Source organism: Holzapfeliella saturejae (genome assembly GCF_037546065.1).
GTDB classification, from domain to species: Bacteria; Bacillota; Bacilli; order Lactobacillales; family Lactobacillaceae; genus Holzapfeliella; species Holzapfeliella saturejae.
Genome location: NZ_JAWMWG010000001.1, coordinates 660272 through 678511, shown reverse-complemented (window position 1 = coordinate 678511; position 18240 = coordinate 660272). Strand labels below are relative to the sequence as shown.

The 18240-nt window shown below is 34.7% G+C and carries 19 protein-coding genes and 1 riboswitch; of the genes, 3 read left to right on the top strand and 16 right to left on the bottom strand.

All coding sequences use genetic code 11. The features are described 5' to 3' along the window. Window positions 1–123: 123 nt before the first annotated feature. A riboswitch (PreQ1 riboswitch) is annotated at window positions 124–168 on the top strand. Window positions 169–176: 8 nt separating this feature from the next. Further along, window positions 177–689, top strand: coding sequence for a QueT transporter family protein (locus R4Y45_RS03290; protein WP_339969255.1), 513 nt, complete (start codon window positions 177–179; stop codon window positions 687–689). 53 nt (window positions 690–742) lie between these two features. Here R4Y45_RS03290 and glmS read toward each other — a convergent pair whose 3' ends face one another. From glmS to murB, 9 genes are all read right to left on the bottom strand, one after another. Beyond that, a complete protein-coding gene (gene glmS / locus R4Y45_RS03285; protein WP_339969253.1) occupies window positions 743–2557 on the bottom strand; it encodes a glutamine--fructose-6-phosphate transaminase (isomerizing) in 1815 nt (604 codons plus the stop codon). A gap of 190 nt (window positions 2558–2747) precedes the next feature. After that, window positions 2748–4103, bottom strand: coding sequence for a phosphoglucosamine mutase (gene glmM, locus R4Y45_RS03280; protein ID WP_339969251.1), 1356 nt, complete (start codon window positions 4101–4103; stop codon window positions 2748–2750). Window positions 4104–4150: 47 nt separating this feature from the next. After that, complete coding sequence (locus R4Y45_RS03275) at window positions 4151–5104, bottom strand: CdaR family protein (RefSeq protein ID WP_339969249.1); 954 nt, start codon at window positions 5102–5104, stop codon at window positions 4151–4153. Continuing rightward, window positions 5104–5946, bottom strand: a complete 843-nt coding sequence (gene cdaA / locus R4Y45_RS03270; protein ID WP_339969246.1) for a diadenylate cyclase CdaA — start codon at window positions 5944–5946, stop codon at window positions 5104–5106. The genes R4Y45_RS03275 and cdaA overlap by 1 nt, the downstream gene beginning before the upstream one ends. Before the next feature lie 49 nt (window positions 5947–5995). Next, window positions 5996–7066: an ABC transporter substrate-binding protein gene (locus R4Y45_RS03265; protein WP_339969244.1), complete on the bottom strand. Its 1071-nt coding sequence runs from the start codon at window positions 7064–7066 to the stop codon at window positions 5996–5998. Next, a complete protein-coding gene (locus tag R4Y45_RS03260) occupies window positions 7063–7857 on the bottom strand; it encodes an ABC transporter permease (RefSeq protein ID WP_339969242.1) in 795 nt (264 codons plus the stop codon). Before R4Y45_RS03260 ends, R4Y45_RS03265 begins: the two co-directional genes overlap by 4 nt. 14 nt (window positions 7858–7871) lie before the next feature. Beyond that, window positions 7872–8663 carry an ABC transporter permease gene (locus tag R4Y45_RS03255; protein ID WP_339969240.1) on the bottom strand — a complete coding sequence of 264 codons (792 nt, stop codon included), beginning with the start codon at window positions 8661–8663 and terminating at the stop codon, window positions 7872–7874. Window positions 8664–8665: 2 nt separating this feature from the next. After that, window positions 8666–9751, bottom strand: coding sequence for an ABC transporter ATP-binding protein (locus tag R4Y45_RS03250; RefSeq protein WP_339969238.1), 1086 nt, complete (start codon window positions 9749–9751; stop codon window positions 8666–8668). Window positions 9752–9761: 10 nt separating this feature from the next. Continuing rightward, window positions 9762–10661 carry a UDP-N-acetylmuramate dehydrogenase gene (gene murB, locus R4Y45_RS03245; protein ID WP_339969235.1) on the bottom strand — a complete coding sequence of 300 codons (900 nt, stop codon included), beginning with the start codon at window positions 10659–10661 and terminating at the stop codon, window positions 9762–9764. Between the two features lie 98 nt (window positions 10662–10759). On the opposite strand from murB, the gene R4Y45_RS03240 reads away from it, so the two are divergent. Further along, window positions 10760–11293, top strand: a complete 534-nt coding sequence (locus R4Y45_RS03240; protein WP_339969233.1) for a 3'-5' exonuclease — start codon at window positions 10760–10762, stop codon at window positions 11291–11293. Here the strand turns inward: R4Y45_RS03240 and tsaE are convergent. The 3 genes from tsaE to R4Y45_RS03225 are packed head-to-tail and all read right to left on the bottom strand — an operon-like array spanning window position 11290 to window position 13450. After that, complete coding sequence (gene tsaE / locus R4Y45_RS03235) at window positions 11290–11769, bottom strand: tRNA (adenosine(37)-N6)-threonylcarbamoyltransferase complex ATPase subunit type 1 TsaE (protein ID WP_339969231.1); 480 nt, start codon at window positions 11767–11769, stop codon at window positions 11290–11292. The genes R4Y45_RS03240 and tsaE overlap by 4 nt on opposite strands. A 13-nt stretch (window positions 11770–11782) precedes the next feature. Next, window positions 11783–12751 (bottom strand): phosphate acetyltransferase, encoded by a 969-nt coding sequence (gene pta / locus R4Y45_RS03230; protein WP_339969229.1) that lies wholly within the window; start codon window positions 12749–12751, stop codon window positions 11783–11785. Window positions 12752–12772: 21 nt separating this feature from the next. Then, entirely contained in the window at window positions 12773–13450 is a 678-nt protein-coding gene (locus R4Y45_RS03225; RefSeq protein WP_339969227.1) for a uracil-DNA glycosylase, read from the bottom strand. A gap of 62 nt (window positions 13451–13512) precedes the next feature. Here R4Y45_RS03225 and R4Y45_RS03220 point away from each other — a divergent pair, with 62 nt between their 5' ends. Beyond that, the gene (locus R4Y45_RS03220) at window positions 13513–14388 is read left to right on the top strand and encodes a Cof-type HAD-IIB family hydrolase (RefSeq protein WP_412747364.1); all 876 of its coding nucleotides are present in this window, start codon (window positions 13513–13515) and stop codon (window positions 14386–14388) included. 35 nt (window positions 14389–14423) lie between these two features. Here the strand turns inward: R4Y45_RS03220 and R4Y45_RS03215 are convergent, their stop codons facing one another. The 4 genes from R4Y45_RS03215 to secG all read right to left on the bottom strand — a co-directional run bounded on the left by R4Y45_RS03215 (window position 14424) and on the right by secG (window position 18238). Further along, window positions 14424–14927 (bottom strand): hypothetical protein, encoded by a 504-nt coding sequence (locus R4Y45_RS03215; protein WP_339969224.1) that lies wholly within the window; start codon window positions 14925–14927, stop codon window positions 14424–14426. Between the two features lie 129 nt (window positions 14928–15056). Further along, on the bottom strand, window positions 15057–15521 hold the full coding sequence (smpB, locus tag R4Y45_RS03210) for an SsrA-binding protein SmpB (RefSeq protein WP_339969222.1): 465 nt from the start codon (window positions 15519–15521) through the stop codon (window positions 15057–15059). Window positions 15522–15543: 22 nt separating this feature from the next. Continuing rightward, complete coding sequence (gene rnr, locus R4Y45_RS03205) at window positions 15544–17928, bottom strand: ribonuclease R (protein WP_339969220.1); 2385 nt, start codon at window positions 17926–17928, stop codon at window positions 15544–15546. 73 nt (window positions 17929–18001) lie between these two features. Further along, complete coding sequence (gene secG, locus R4Y45_RS03200; RefSeq protein ID WP_339969217.1) at window positions 18002–18238, bottom strand: preprotein translocase subunit SecG; 237 nt, start codon at window positions 18236–18238, stop codon at window positions 18002–18004. Window positions 18239–18240: the final 2 nt, after the last annotated feature.

The window sequence follows — 18240 nt, the reverse complement described above, 5'->3', positions numbered from 1 at the left end:
TCCCTCTTTCAGAATGATAGATTTAACCTACCCAAGAATAGCAAAACATTACTTTAAGGGCAAGGCATTACACAATATATTTGTCAAAATTTTGAAAATCCTGTATATTATATTATTGTTTTGAATTTTGTGGTTCGAAACCATCCCACATAAAAAAACTAGGAGTGACTATACAAATGAATCAAAACGTTGTTAACTTAACTAAAACAGCACTCGTTGCTGCACTTTATCTTGTGCTAGGCTTTTTATTTCAGCCTGTCTCTTTTGGACCGTTACAATTCAGAGTTGCTGAAATTACTAATCCCATTGCTGTTTTTAATAAAAGATATATTTGGGGAATTACCATCGGTTGTTTCTTATTCAACTTATTTTCAAGTCCCAATGCCCTTATCGATATGGGAATCGGAACAGCTAACACCTTAGTAATGACCGCTGGTAGTTACTATATTGCTAAACATGTCAAAAACTATTGGACTAAATTATTGATTTCTCCTTTTATCGGAGCAATTAGTATGTTCATGATTGCAGCCGAACTATACTGGTTCGCAGCCGCACCATTTTGGATTACTTATGGCACATTGATGGTAACACAATTTGCAATGATGCTAATTGGTGCAGTGATTTTTGGAATTATTGAAGAAAAAACTCATTTCTTTAGAGATGAAAGTAAAAACACTTCTTCAAATTAAAAATAGATGCAAAAAAGCAAAGCCTCTTAAACAGAGTGCTTTGCTTTTTATTTTTATTCAACCGTAACTGATTTAGCTAAGTTACGTGGCTGGTCAACATCATGACCACGATTCAAACTAGTGTAATAGGCAATAAGTTGAGCTGGGATAACACTTAATAATGGTGTTAACAGTTCATCAACATCTGGTAAAACAATTCCGTCAGTTTCATTAGCTACACGTTTCATTGAAATAGTAAACACTTCAGCTCCACGAGATAGTACCTCTTGTAGATTACTTCTTGTGTGTCCTGCACTCAATTTGTCTGTGATAAAACCAATAACAGGTGTGCCTTCTTCAATTAACGCAATTGTCCCGTGTTTTAATTCACCAGCAGCGAATCCTTCAGTATGGATGTATGAAATTTCTTTTAACTTCAATGCTGCTTCAAGGGCAACATTATAATCAATTCCACGACCAATATAAAAGGCATTGTCAGCATCGGTTAAAATACGACGGCTCATATCATCTAACAATTGTTTTTCATCAACAATTTCTTGCATCCCATTAGCCACTAAAGCTAACTGAGTTTGCAAATCAAATTCTTTACCACTTTCATAATTTGATTGTTCACTCAATGCTTTAGCTAACACAGCTTGCACAGCAATTTGTGCTGTATAAGCTTTGGTAGAAGCAACTGAAATTTCAGGGCCTGCATGAAGTAACATTGTATACGTTGCTTCACGAGATAAGGTTGAACGGTCAACGTTTGTAATCGTCAAACTTGGATATCCTTGTTTATTCACTTCTGATAGTACTTGACGACTGTCAGCTGTTTCACCTGATTGAGATAAGAAAATAAAGAATGGCTTTTGAGATAAAATTGGTGGGTAATAACCAAATTCACTAGCTACATGAACTTCAACTGGAATGCCAGCTAGTTTTTCAATGATTTTTTGACCAACAAGTCCCGCATGATAACTAGTACCAGCAGCTACAATGTAAATTCTATCGCTATCTAAAATACTATTTACAATATTTTGATTAACTTCAACATCACCCTTAGATGAGAAATATTCTTGACTAATTCTTCTCATTACAGAAGGTTGTTCGTCAATTTCTTTTAACATAAAGTGAGGGTATGTTCCTTTTGAAACCGCTTCGGAATCAACAGATAAGTGATAAGAATCACGTTCAACTTTTTGGTTGTTTTCATCAAAAATTTGGTAGCTATCTTTAGTTAAAATAACTACTTCACCATCATTTAATTCAACAAAATCTTTAGTTTGATCAAGCATAGCCATAGCATCACTTGTCACAACATTATAACCTTCAGCAAGTCCTAATAACAAAGGACTTTTTCTTTTAGCAACAAATAATGTTTCAGGATTTTCACGGTCCACTAGCAAGAAAGCATATGAACCATCAATTAAATGAAGTACTTTTTGAAATGCAGTAAAAGTATCTAAACCTTCGTCGACTACAAAACGATCGACCAATTGAACTACTACTTCGGTATCTGTTTGACTACGGAACTGAACATCAGCTAAGTAGTCATCTTTTAGTTCTTGATAATTATTAATCACACCATTGTGTACTAAATAAAAGCGGTCATCATTTGATAAGTGAGGATGCGCATTTTCAATAGTTGGAATACCATGTGTCGCCCAACGTGTATGCCCAATTCCAATAGACCCTTTAACTTCTGGGGTGATTTTGTCTTTTAATTCTTTAATTTTTCCAGTTGCTTTAACTAGAAAGTCTTGATTATTTTGATTATTAACGTAAATACCAGCTGAATCATAGCCTCGGTATTCTAATTTAGTTAAACCATTAACTAAAATGTCTGTGGCGTTTTCATTCCCAACGACTCCCACGATTCCACACATAATATTGAACTCCTCTAAATTGGTATATATCGATTATACCACTTGTTTTTGTTATTAATACTTTATAAAAGTACGTTACAATAACAATTGTAGTTATTGTCATATTAAAAGTCAATAAATTATTTTTAAATTGGTATAGATTAAATAAATTTTAAACAAAAAAAGAACTAGCGAAAGCTAGTTCTTTTTTTTATAAGCCGATTTCTTCTTCTACAACATCTACAATTCGATCAACATAACTATGAACTAATTCTTCAGTTGGTGCTTCAGTCATTACACGAAGTAATGATTCTGTTCCACTAGGGCGCACAAGAACACGACCATTTGAACCCATTTCAGATTCAACTTCTGAAATAATTGCTTGAATTTTATCATTATCTTGCCAAGCATTTTTATCAGTTACTTTAACATTAACTAATTTTTGTGGGTAAATTTTAACAGGTGCAGCTAATTCACTTAGGCTCTTACCTGTTGCTTTCATGACATAAAGCAATTGTAGACCAGTTAACATTCCATCACCGGTGTTGTGGTAATCAAATAAAACAACGTGACCTGATTGTTCGCCACCAATATTGTAGCCATGTTCTCTGATTTCTTCTACAACATGACGGTCACCAACAGCTGTTTTAACATAATCAATATCTAATTCATCAAAAGCTTTGTATAACCCAATATTACTCATTACTGTAGTTACGACTGTATCTTTTTTAAGACGACCACGTTCTTTCATAAATGCGGCAATAATATACATGATTTTATCACCATCAACCAAATCACCGTTTTCATCAACTGCAATACAACGGTCGCCATCACCATCAAAGGCCAATCCAGCTTGGGCTTTATTTTCTAAAACAGCTTCTTTTAACAGTTCAGGATGAGTAGATCCCGCATTTTTATTAATGTTGATACCATCAGGATTAGCATTAATTGCCACAAAATCTGCATCAACATCAGCAAACAGACGGTTAACTAATGCACTTGTTGAACCATTTGCACCATCAACTACTACTTTTAAACCATCCAAATCTTCTGGAATGGTTTGTTCAATAAATTGTAAGTACTTAGCTGCACCTTCAGGATAATCTTCTAAGTGACCTAGCTTTTCTGCAGAAGGTCTTGGTAAATCATCAATAAGATTATCTAAGTAAGCTTCAATTTCAGCTTCGGTAGCATCGGATAATTTATAGCCATCGCCACCAAAGAACTTAATCCCATTATCTTGGGCAGGGTTATGAGATGCTGAAATCATAATTCCTGCATCCGCTTCTTGAACTTTAACTAAGTAAGCAATAGCTGGTGTTGTTACCACACCTAATTCTAGAACTTCAATTCCTACAGATAAAAGGCCTGAAATTAAGGCGTACTGTAACATTTCTCCTGAAATTCTAGTATCACGTCCTACTAAAACCTTAGGACGTTGTGCACCTTCGGCTTTATGTTTAGTTAGCACGTACCCGCCGGCTCTTCCGAGTTTAAAAGCTAGTTCAGGTGTGAGTTCTTTGTTAGCTACACCTCTTACACCGTCTGTTCCAAAATATTTAGTCATTGATTAACAACCTTTCTTCCCTGATGCTTAAACTATTAGCATCTCTTTTATGATTCTTTATTTGTTGGTTTTATTTTGATGTGAGTAGTATCTGGGGTTACTCCCATGATACCTGTCGGTAATTCAATTTTCAAATCTTGTTCTGTAACGTCTTTGATCGCCGAAACATCTACTGATAAGTCAATTTCATCTAGTCCATCCAAGGCTGTTTGGGGCGCAAACACTTTTACTTTTTGCGTATTTGAAGTAACTTCATAGTTCAACTTATCAGATGGATTTTTTAAATTGAATTTCAAATTAACTTCTTTGCTAGGCAAAGTTACTGGCAATTGAACATGCGTCGTTTCTGGATTCAATACCACGTTAACTTGGTTACCGTTAGCATCAAGCGCTTGCAACATTACTTGTTGTTCAACCGTTTCTTTAACATTAGGTGACAAGTTTAAATGGGCTTCAATTCTTGAAATTTTAGCAATTTCAGATTGGGGTCCTGTCACACTAACCGTATCTGGCGAAAGTTGTGGAATACCAACATTATACCCTTGCGCAATACTTGCTTTATTATAGGATGATTGAATTGGTAATGTTACTGCACCTCTTGGTTGAATGTTAACTGTGATAGTTTCAGGCGAAATTTTGGTTGTAATCTGATTATTGATACCTGATTGTTGTAGTTTAACTTGATGTGTTCCGACACCCAATGAACTCAAATCAGCAAAAACTTTAAAATTATTATTATTCAATAAAACAGTCACCACGGCTGCTGGACCATCCAAATCAATATTAACTTTTTCAGGGTATCCTGTTACAAAGTATTTGTCTGAGTCAAATTCAAGTTGTAGCGGCACACTAGTCGATCTCATAGTGTTAGCTACTTGAGAATTTTCATTGCTATTTCTTGAGATACCTAGATTATTATCATGTACATAAAAATAGAGACCTACAGCAAAAAGTAATGCTAAAATTTTATAAACAATAGGTCGATTCAAAAAATTACGCATTATTTGTTTGACCCCCATTTCCAAAAACGATCAATCATACGATCCCACCAAGATGTTTTTTGGTCACCTTCTGGAACAAATTGTGCTTTTAAATATTTCAAGTAGTCTTCACGTGTTAAGTCAACCATCAATTGACTGTTGCGTGTAATAGTTACACCACCTGTTTCTTCAGAAACAACAATTGTAATCGCATCTGTTACTTCTGATATCCCCACCGCAGCTCGGTGACGTGTTCCTAATTTTTTAGGAATAATATTACTATCAGAAAGTGGCAGATAAGCCGCCGCAACAGCCAGTTTGCCATCTTTAACAATAACTGCTCCATCATGAAGCGGTGTATTGGGAATAAAGATATTAATCAATAATTCACCCGTGATATCAGCATCTAACGGGATACCTGTTTCAATATAATCATCTAACCCTGTATTTTGCTGGATACTAATTAGTGCACCAATACGTCTTTTAGACATATATTGAATTGACTTATCTAATTCCTTGACGAACTTTTCGCCTGTTTCTTGGGCAGTTTGCGTGCGCGATCCCAAAATTGGTGTTCTTCCTAAATGCTCTAACCCTCTTCTAATTTCAGGTTGAAAAATAATGATAATGCCAATTACACCCCAAATCATAATCTGATTAACAATGTAATTGACCGTGTCCAATTTTAAAAGCGAACTAGCTAACTGTACGACAACAATAACGGCTAATCCTTTAACCAATTGAACGGCTTTAGTTCCTTTAACTAACATAATCAATCGATATAAAACATACCAGACGATAAAAATATCAACCAAGCCTAAAAAGTTATGCCAGGTAATGATATTACCCCAATCTAAACTCACAAAAATCCCTCCATACTTCTTTATATTATATCACGCTTTTATATGCATTTTAATTTCGGTACATTTTAAACTCTAAAAATAAGTCATTATAGGTTTGGACAACATCTTGACCGAGATCTTTAAATACCTCTAGATGTTTCATTTGGTCAGCTGTTGGATAAAATGAAAGTACAGGATCTTGCGTTTTTTCTAGTTCTTGTTTAGCTAATATATTAGGCGTTGAGTAACCAAGATAAACTGAATTTCGAGCCGCATTTTCCGGTTTCATCATAAAGTTCATAAAAGCATAAGCAGCATCCAGGTGTTGAGCTGATTTTGGAATGACAAAGTTATCAACCCATAGATTGCTACCTTCTTTTGGAATAACATAATGTAAATGCTCATTATTCTTCAACATTTCTGCCGCTTCTCCAGACCAAGTTACGCCAATAGCTGCTTCATTTTGAATCATATACATTTTCATTTCATCTGCCACAATTGCTTTTACATTTGGCGCTAATTTATCTAATTTTTCTTTTGCCTGATTCAACTGACTACTATCAGTTGTATTCAAACTGTGTCCTTGTGAAATTAAAGATAAGCCCATAATATCACGCGCACTATCAACTAGCATCATACTTTGTCGGTAATCCGGACGCCACAAATCATTAAACGACTTTAAATTTTCTCCTTTAACATATTGGTCATTATAAACAATGCCTAAAGTTCCATAGAAATAAGGAATCGAGTAATCATTTTGACTGTCATAAGATAGACCCATAATATTAGCATCCATTTGATTGAGAAAATCGAGCTTGCTTTTATCAATCGTTTGAATCAAGTCATCTTTTTTCATTTTTTCAACCATATAATCCGATGGGATTGTTAAGTCATAGTGATTTGATCCTTGTTTGATTTTAGTATACATCGATTCATTGCTATCGAAAGTTTCATAAACCACCTGATAGCCCGTTTCTTCTTCAAATTTTGACAATAATTCTGGATCAATATAATCGCCCCAATTGTATAAATTCAAAACTTTACCGGCTTCTTTTGGCTGCTGATTTAACGCACTTGAACCCATCGCTAGAAGCAGACAAAATGCTAAAATCACGCCACCTAATAGTGTTAATTTTTTCATCTTGTCACCTTCTTCTTTTGACTATATTGGCTAAGGAAATAATAGCCAATCACAAGTAATAATGAGAATAGGAACATTAAGGTACTCAACGCATTAATTTCTAAACTAATACCTCGACGAGCCCGTGAAAAAATCTCAACAGATAATGTGGTAAATCCTTGTCCCGTTAGGAAAAAGGTTACCGCAAAATCATCTAAGGAATAGGTCAATGCCATGAAAAATCCAGATAAAATACCTGGTGTAATTAATGGCAAAATGATTGCTGATAATACCTTATACTTACTAGCACCTAAATCATAAGCAGCATCAATTAATGTTGGATTAATTTCTTTGAGCTTAGGTAGCACCATCAAAACCACAATTGGAACAGAAAAAGCGATATGACTCAATAAGACTGAATAAAACCCTAAGCTAAAGCCAGCAAATGTAAATAATATCAAAAAGCTGGCACCAATAATCACATCGGGTGATACCAGTAAAATATTATTTAGTGACAACAACCCATTTCTGACTGATTTCTTTTTGACTTGATGAATGTAAAGGGCTCCTAAAGTCCCGATAATTGTTGCAAATAAACTAGATAATAATGCTAGCAGAATTGTATCCAGTACAATTCTAATTAATCGTGGATCATTTAACAGCGCCTGATAATGATCAAATGTGAAACTTTCAAAGTAATTCATTGAATCGCCACTTGAAAACGAAAAGTAGATTAAATAGAAAATAGGAAAGTATAACACAACCATAACTAGCGTTAAGTAAATGAGTTCAAATTTTGATTTTTTCTTCATGTGCCATACTCCTTCTATTTTGATCCATTCGTCAATTTCATTGAGGCAATCATAATTACCATCAATATCACCCCGATAGTTGATCCCATGCCCCAGTTCATAGTTGTTAAAAAGTGTTGCTCAATGGCTGTCCCTAGTGTAATTACACGATTACCACCAATTAAACGTGTGATCATAAACAGCGATAGAGTCGGAATAAAGATAGACTGAATACCAGATTTAACCCCATCTAAACTGAGCGGCCAAATAACTTTGGTAAACGTTTGAAAACGTGTTGCCCCTAAATCATTAGCAGCATGAATATATTCCCCATTGATTGTTTTAAGTGAATTAAAAATAGGTAAAATCATAAACGGAATTTCAATATAAGAAGCTACAAAAATAAAAGCAAAATCCGTAAAAAGCAATTGTGTTGGCCCAATACCAAAAACTCCTAAAAATTGATTAACCCAGCCACTTTGGCTAAACAACCCAATAAAAGCATAAGCCTTCAATAAAACATTAATCCAAGTTGGCAAGATAATTAATAATAAGAAAAACTGTGAATGCTTTAATTTGGTTAAAATATACGCAACAGGATAGCTAATCACTAAGGTAATGACCGTTACGATCAATGCATAAATAAATGAATTTACTGTCATTGATAAATAAGTTCCACTCGTAAAAAAGCTGACAAAGTTAGTTAAGGTGAACTGTCCGTCTGTTCCAAATAAAGATTGAACGACAATTAAAATTAACGGCAAAATGACAAATAGGAGTATCCAAAATAAGTAAGGCAGCATAAAAAGATTTTTTCTTAACTTCATCACTAATCTCCGTATTCTTCAATTCGATTATGAAAATCAACTTGTGATTCCCCAATTCTCATAACATGGATATCTTCTGGGTCAAAATAAACGCCAACTTTTTGTCCAACGGAAACAGAATTAGTCGCATGAATAAGCCATTGGTTCCCATCTTCATCAACTGCATTCACTTCAAAATGATTACCCAAAAACATTTGTGACACAATCGTTACAGTTAATTTACCTTCGTCAACTGTCGTAATATCTAAGTCTTCAGGGCGTAAAACAACGTGAACAGGTTCATTTTGTTGCATCCCTGCATCCACACAGTCAAATACCTTCCCAACAAATTCAACAGAGTAATCAGCCTTCATCACACCATCAACGATATTAGATTCACCAATAAATTCAGCAACAAATCGGTTAACAGGTTCATCATAAATATCCGTAGCCGTTCCATTTTGAACGATTTTACCTTCATTCATGATAAAAATCTCATCACTCAAAGCTAAAGCTTCTTCTTGGTCATGTGTAACAAAAATAAAGGTGATGCCTAAATCTTTTTGCAAACGACGTAATTGATATTGCATGTCTTTTCGTAATTTTTTATCTAAAGCCGATAGTGATTCATCTAATAACAAAACCTTTGGCTCATTCACAATCGCGCGCGCAATCGCAATCCGTTGCTTTTGACCACCACTTAATTCTGATATTTCACGATTGGCATGTTGAGGTAACCTTACTTTTTCCAGAGCATTCGCAACTTTTTCTTTAATTTCTTCTTTTGGTCGCTTTTTGAGCTTAAGTCCAAAAGCAATATTGTCAAAAACATTCAAATGAGGAAACAACGCATAGTCTTGAAATACCGTATTAACTTTTCGTTGATTAGCGGGTGTATCTGTAATATCTTGATTATCAAAATACAACTTACCGCTTGTAATATCACTAAACCCGGCAATAATTCGTAGTACGGTTGTTTTCCCCGAACCAGAAGGCCCTAAAATTGAATAAAATTTACCACTTTCAATTTTTAAGTTTAAATTGGTTAATGCTTCAAAGCCATCATCATATCGTTTTGAAACATTTTTCATTTCTATAATGGATGCCATGGCAACCTCCTTATTTGGCTTTTTCGCCAATAATTCTAACCTCTGGGACTAACCTGATTTGGTTCTTTTCCCAAATTGTTTGTTGAATGAGCTCAATTAAGTCAAGATAATCAGTTGCTGTTGCATGGTTAATATTCACGATAAATCCGGCATGTTTGGTCGATACTTGAGCACCACCAATTATTTTACCTTGTAGGCCTGCTTCAATAATTAACGGTCCAGTAAAATGACCTTCGGGTCTTTTGAAGACGCTACCACAAGATGGATATTCTAATGGTTGTTTGCTGGCACGACGTTCATTGAAATCATCCATCATAGCTCTAATTTTGGTAGTTTCATCTGGTTTTAATTCAAACGTGGCTGACAGCACAATTTCATCATTATCTTGTAATAAGCTATGACGATATGAAAACTGAAGATCTTGATTGTGATAAGTCTTTAACTCACCTTGACGCGTAATGGCTGTGACTGATTTTAAAACATCTTTGACTTCACCACCATAAGCCCCAGCGTTCATAAATACAGCACCACCAACACTACCTGGTATACCTGCCGCAAATTCTAAGCCACTAAGGCTGTGTTCATAAGCCATTTCAGATGTATCAATAATCTTGGCTCCGGCTTGAGCTGTAATCTTGTTACCTGTAACTTCAATTTCTTTCATTTCAGTTAAAATCAAAACTAGCCCCTGAATCCCACCTTCGCGGATAATTAAGTTGCTAGCATTACCAATAATTGTAATTGGCAAATTTTCCTTGCGAGCAATCTGTAATAACTGCTCAATTTGTGTTATATTTTTGGGAAATGCTAAAAACTCAGCAGGACCACCTGTTTTAGTATATGTAAAACGATCTAATGATACATTTTGATTAATTAAAAAACCTTGTTCTTTTAATTCGTTAATATCCATACTTCCTACACCTCTTTGCTATTCCTATTCATTTTACCAAAAAAACAACTAGACTAAAATTAAACGTTATTCAGATTTATAAAATAAAGGAGTTTTTTATGAACTTTATTGCTTTTGACTTTGAAACAGCTAACCAAAAACGAAGTAGCGCTTGTTCTCTTGCTATTGTCATGGTTAGAGATAACAAGATTATTGATTCATTTTATTCTTTAATCAATCCACATGATAACTTTCACTATCGCAACACACAAATCCATCATATTACAGCCGAACAAGTGCAAGATGCCCCAACATTTGCTGAAATATGGCCACACATTAAACCTTTATTCAATCAAAATTCACTAGTAGTTGCTCATAATGCACCTTTTGATAATAGTGTTTTAAAGGCTTGTCTCAAAAAGTATGAATTAGATGTTCCTAACTTTTTATCACTAGATACGGTCAAAACCAGTCGAAATTTCTACCCTGATTTGCCTAATCATAAACTGAACACCGTTTCTGATTATCTTGAAATTGAACTGGATAATCATCACAATGCTTTAGCTGATAGCTTGGCTTGTGCGAATATTTTAATTAATCAACAACAGCAATTTGGAAATTCGCCATTAAAAAAACTAGTTAAACAGGTTTAACCTGCAAAACTAGTTTTTTTTAATTCTTCAATTAGCTGATTATTCTTGTCACCGACTGCTTCTAATGTAAATTGACGTTTAGTTGAATCAATTTCATTATCTAAACGTTCAATTTTGATTCGCAAATAATCATCAGGTAGCTGGTCTAAAATATTAACTGACCATTCCATGACAATCACTGAGCCTTGATCAAAATAAGCGGGTAGATCAATACTACTCATATCGCCGTCTTCTAAACGGTACATATCCATATGAAATAAAGGCAATCTTCCCTTTAAATACTCGCGTACAATCGTAAAAGTAGGACTTTTAATAGGACGTTTAATCCCTAAAGCACTAGCAATACCTTTGGTCAAAGTTGTTTTACCAGCTCCCAAATCACCATCTAATAAAATAAGTGTTTTAGGTGTAACAAGTTTACCTAGTTGTTTGCCAAAAGCCATTGTTTGGGATTCATCTTGTGTCACAAATTGCATCATACTCACCTCTTTATAGTGACTGTGCAGCAGTTAATATGGCCGTCTTGTAAACATCTTCTTCATTAGCACCACGAGATAAATCTGAAATTGGTTGGTTAAGACCTTGTAAAATTGGACCAACCGCTTCATAACCACCCATACGTTGTGCAATTTTGTATCCAATATTTCCGGATTGCAATTCTGGGAAAACAAAGACGTTCACGTGACCCGCCACTTTTGACCCTTTTGCTTTTGATTCTCCAACAGAAGGCACAAAAGCAGCATCAAATTGGAATTCACCGTCAATATCTAAGTCCGGTGCCATTTCTTGTGCGATTTTGGTTGCACGTTGCACTTTTTGAACTTCTTCACTATTAGCTGATCCTTTAGTTGAAAAGCTTAGCATTCCTACTTTAGGTTCCAACCCAGCCATTTTAGCTGTTTCAGCAGATAAAACAGCCACTTCAGCTAGTTCTTTATCAGTTGGATTGATACTAATAGCACTATCTGCAAAAATGTATCTTTCATCGCCTTTTTGCATAATAAATGCCCCGCTAATACGGCTGATACCTGGTCGAGTTTTGACGATTTGCAAAGCACTACGAACAGTTTCAGCAGTAGAATGAACGGCACCTGATACCATAATATCAACTTTGTTCATATACACTAGCATTGTTCCAAAATAACTCACTGTTTTGAGCATTTCTTCTGCTTGTTCACGTGTTTCTTTACCTTTACGGCGTTCTAAAAATGCTTCGACCATTGCTTCAAATTCATCATAATTTTGTGGGTCTAAAATTGAAAGTCCTTCAAGAGACAATGATAGTTCAGTTGCTTTATTTTCAATTTCTGCTTGGTTGCCAAGTAAAACTGGATTTAACAGATTATCTGCTTTCAAACGCACAGCAGCTCTTAAAATTCGGTCATCATTTCCCTCAGGGAAAACAACACTAATGTTTTTTCCAGTAATTTGTTCTTTAAATAACTTAAATAAATCCATAATCAATTCTCCTTGATAGTTTTAAGGGGTTTCGGGAAGTTGCCAGTTGATGGGAGCTTCTCCGAATTGTTCCAGAGCCGCATTGGTCTGTGAGAATGGTTTTGAACCAAAAAATCCTCGATAAGCAGACAATGGACTCGGATGGGGTGATTTAATCATGACATTTTTTGTTGAATCAATCAACTTACTTTTTTTCTGAGCATAGGCTCCCCATAGAATAAAAACAACATTTCCACGGGTACTTAATGCCTTAATAGCAGCATCTGTTAATTGCTCCCAACCCTTGCCAGCATGGGAATTAGGGTGATGATATTGAACTGTTAAAACCGCATTTAACATTAAGACTCCTTGGTCTGCCCATGACTTCAAATAACCGTGATTAACGGGGTCAATTCCTAAATCTTCTTTTAATTCTTTATAAATATTTTTTAAAGATGGTGGTAATTTTGATCCAGGTAACACACTAAAACTTAGTCCATGTGCTTGGTTAGGATTATGATAAGGATCTTGTCCTAAAATCACGACTTTTGTTTGGTTAAAGGGTGTTAATTTAAAGGCTTCATAAATATGATACATCTCGGGGTATACGGTTTGCTCACGATATTCAGATTTTAAAAACTGACGTAATTCTTGATAGGATTCTGATTCAAAACTCGGTTTTAAAACGGTATCCCAATCATTTCCAATAAGTTGTTTCATTATTAAACCTACTTTACTAATTAAGATTATTTTATGTTAAAATTTAAGTATAACTTTAGGAGGTGGCTCTTTTGATTAAATTAATTGCATCCGATATGGATGGAACATTATTGAATGACAAATTAGAATTATCACAAGAAAATGCACGAATTATTAAAAAAGCTCAAGATAAGGGTGTTGAATTTATCGTAGCCACAGGACGTAGCTTAACTGAAGCTCGTCCATTGGTTGAAGGTGCTGGATTAAAAGCCAGCTACGTTACTTTAAACGGTGCGATGGTTTTTGACCCTGATGGTAATGTGGCAGTTGAAATTCCACTTGAAAAAGAACGTACACAAGATTTAATGACTTTACTAAATGAACACGGTTTTTACTTTGAACTAGTTACTAACAAAGGACTAGTTTCAAACAGCCGTGTAGGTCGTATCAAAAACGTAGCAGACTTAATCGTTTCACTAAATCCAGGGACGGATTTTAAAACAGGTATCGAATTAGCCTCAGCTCGTGCCGAACTAATGGATATCCTTTACGTTGATGATTATAACAAAATTTTGAATGATGATTCTTTCAAAGTGATGAAAATTGTTGTATTTGATGAAAATGGTCCTGATGTTTTCAAAGATTTACGTCAAACTTTAGACCAAAAAGATGACTTGATTATCACTTCTTCATCCCCTAATAACGTTGAAATCAATCATAAAGATGCCCAAAAAGGTATTGCTTTGGCACGTTATGCCGAAGAAAAAAACATTGATATTGCAGACGTTATGGCAATCGGTGATAACTACAACGATGAATCAATGATTCGTACTGCTGGTTTGCCTGTTGCTATGGAAAATGCAGTGCCTGAAATTAAAGAATTATCAAAATACATCACCGATACTAACAAAAATAATGGTGTTGCTAAAGCAATCGAACACTTTATTGATCTAGATTAATAAAAAAGCCTTATCTAATAGATAAGGCTTTTTTATTAGGCTAATTTTTCAAGTAGACGCAATGCAAAAATCAAATCATAAACAACTTTTTCATGACTTTCATCAAAGTCTAAACTCATCCATTGAACCAATCGCGTCGCATTTGATCTTGAAACCAATTCATATATCCGATTACTTTTCAAAACCGGATAATCATGCTTAGTTAAAAAGTGAATCATCAAGCGATTTAATGTTTCTAACTGTAAATCAACAGCAATTCGCTTTTGTAATTGACTAAATAATAGCTTTTCAGTCTGCAAAAGTAAGACTAAATTTTTAAACCTCATATCTAGTGAATGAGACTTTCTATTAAAAATTCGTCGAACCTCTTCTGTAAAAATATGCAAATAGGCTTGCTTCAAGCCACGACTAAAATATCGATAAAACGTTGAGCGATGAACATTTGCTAACTTGCAAATTGACGTCACAGTTATTTTGGGTGATTCTTTAATTAGCTCACTTTTAATCTGATTACAAATTGTCACTAAATGATTAGCCATGGTTTTTACCATCCTTAATTTTTGTCTTATTATTTAATTATATACGTTTGTTATTAAAAAAGACATTTATTTTTCATCAAAAACTTATTTATGATGCAAAAAAAGCTAATTGTTAGGATACAATTAGCTTTATCTGACTTTTAATAGTCGTTGCATATCACGTTCTTGGTCACGACGACGAATAGTCTCACGTTTATCGTAATTCTTTTTACCTCGCCCTACTCCAATGAGGACTTTTGCCACGCCTCGTTTTAGGTAAATTTTCAAAGGAACAATTGTTAACCCTTTTTCTTGTTGAATACCTAAAAGGTGAGCAATTTGCTTTTTGTGAAGTAATAATTTGCGATTACGTGTGGGTTCTTGATTAAATTGGTTACCTTCTTTATATTCACTGATATGAACATTTTCTAACCATGCTTCTCCCCGACGAACTCTAACGTAACCATCTTTGATATTAACACGACGATTTCGAATGGATTTAATCTCAGTTCCTGTTAGAACCATTCCCGCTTCCAGCGTTTCTTCAATAAAATAATTATGATTTGCTTTACGATTTTGTGCAATTAAATTATCTGTATTTTGTTGTTTTTTCACGGTTTATCACCCCATGACTAAATTATCTCGATTTTTTAGCACGTTTAAAGTCTTGACGATTTTTGTTGCCACCACGTTCAAAATGCTTACCATCTTGACGTTTATTATCATTACGACGACGCTTAAATGGGCGTTTTTTACGACGACCATTGTCTTTGTCGTCTTTTTCACTTTTTGGCATTACAACTTCAGCTTTACCATCAGTACGTTTAACTTGACGTTTTTCTTGTTCAGCTTTTTCATCAAAAATTTCAAAGTCAATTTGACGTTGTTCAAGGTCTGCACGGATTAAAGTCACTTTAATTGGTTGACCAATCTTGAATTGACGGTTAGTTTTCTTACCAACTAATGTTAGTTGTTTTTCATCGAATGAATAGAAATCATCTTTCAAATTGGTAATATGAATAAGACCTTCTACTGTATTTTCAAGCGCAACAAACATCCCAAAACTCGTCACAGAACTAATCACTGCATCAAAACTATCGCCAACTTTATCAATCATGTATTCTGTTTTCTTCAAATCATTAACGGCACGTTCTGCATCAATAGACTTTCTTTCTTGTTGTGAAGAATGTTCAGCGATAACCGGTAATTCTGATTCAAAATGTTGTTTTGCTTTTTCAGTTGCACCTTTTTCAATATATTGATGAATTAAACGGTGAACAATCAAATCAGGATAACGACGAATCGGTGATGTAAAGTGTGTGTAGTAAGGCGCAGCTAGCCCAAAGTGACCTAACTGATCTTCGCTATAACGTGCTTGTTTCAAACTTCTTAACATCATTGTTTGAACAACAGGTTCTTCGGGTGTACCTTGTGTCTTGGCTAAGATTTTTTGTAGTGTTTTAGGTTCTAAATCATTAGGATCAGCTTTAATATTTAACCCAAATGCTGAAATAAATTCAAAGAAGTTCGTTACACGTTCACCTTCTGGTGTTTCATGGACACGGTATAAGAATGGCACGTGCTTTTTGTTAAAGTGTTCAGCGACTGTTTCATTAGCCATTAACATAAATGATTCAATCATTTTTTCAGCTGTACCACGTTGTCTTAATTGAATATCAACAGCATGACCTTCTTGATCAACAATGATTTTAGCTTCATTTTCTTCGAAATCGATTGCCCCACGTTGATGACGTTTATTAAACAATGCGTGATGCAAGTCTGACATTTGATGAAGCATTTCTTCAGATTGATGATACTTATCTTCTAATCCTGCCATATCATTATCTAAAACAGCATTAACATTATTATAAGTCAAACGACCATGTGAACGAATGACACTAGCATAAATATCATAATCAACACGTTCACCTTCTGGAGTCAGTTCAATATCACAAGATAATGCCAAACGGTCTTCGTCTGGGTTCAATGAACAGATACCATTAGATAGGCGGAATGGTAACATTGGGATAACACGATCAACTAAATAAGTACTGTTACCGCGTTCAAAAGCTTCTTTATCAAGCGGTGAATTTTCAGTAACATAGTGACTAACATCGGCGATATGAACACCTAAGTGATAATTACCATTGTCTTTTTTCCAAACTACAACAGCATCATCAAAGTCTTTTGAATCATCGCCATCAATGGTTACCACGGCTTGATCTCGAATATCACGACGATTTGCCATATCAGATTTTTGAATATGATCTGGTATAGCATTTGACTGCTCTAAAGAATCCTCTTCAAAATCAGTTTTAATATCGTTGTCATAAACCAATGACATAATATCAACACCCGGATCATTTTTATTTCCAATAGTTAATAAAGCATTTCCTAACATACGTGTTGGAAACTCTTCTGAAGGATATTCTGTAATTTCAACTTTAACCATATCACCCATTTGAGGATGTAGGCCTGTTTTAGAAATATAAGCAGAATAAGCACTTAACTTGCGGTTTTTACTCTTAACATAGCCATAAAAACCTGTTTTATTAACCATCACATCACTATAGGGCATGAATTCGCCAACCATTGTTTTCAATCCACGTTCAAGAATTTGATTAACTTGACCTTCTGGCCCTTTATTATTCCAAGGATTTTCACCCTTGATAATTTTAACTTCAACAGTATCACCATCTAATGCAAAATTAGTATTAGGTTTTGCGATAAAAATATCATCTTCGTCTTCATCATCTACACGAACGAATCCAAATCCTTTGTCATTAGCACGAAAAACACCTTCAACTAGACGATCTTCTTGTACAAGTTGAAATTGACCTAGTTCATTAGAAAAAATTTTATTTTCATTTTCCAAGAAAGTTAAAGTTTTAACTAAATCACTAAATTCAACCGCATTACGACCGCGTCTTTTTCTACTAATTTGGTCTACTGTATATTTAAAAGTCGGTTTCTGTCTGAATATTTCAAGAATATCAGCAATCATTTGCTCATTTTGAGCCATTAAAACACCTCATTATTTGTTATTATTTTTTGTTAAACTAAATAAAACCTCCCAATAAATTAGGAGGCTTTGATTATTTTGTAAGCATAGCTAAGATAATTGCAAGAATGAAGAATAATGCGAGAAGAACAGATGTTAATCGTTCCATAAACGCTTCAAATCCACGCTTTTTAGTACGGCCACTAAAAAGTTCTCCTGCTCCTCCTGAAAGTGCATTCAATGCATCCTGCTGTTTAGATGGTTGCACCATAACGGCAATAATCGCTAATACCGAAACAATCACCAACAAAACTAAAACAATATTATACAAGA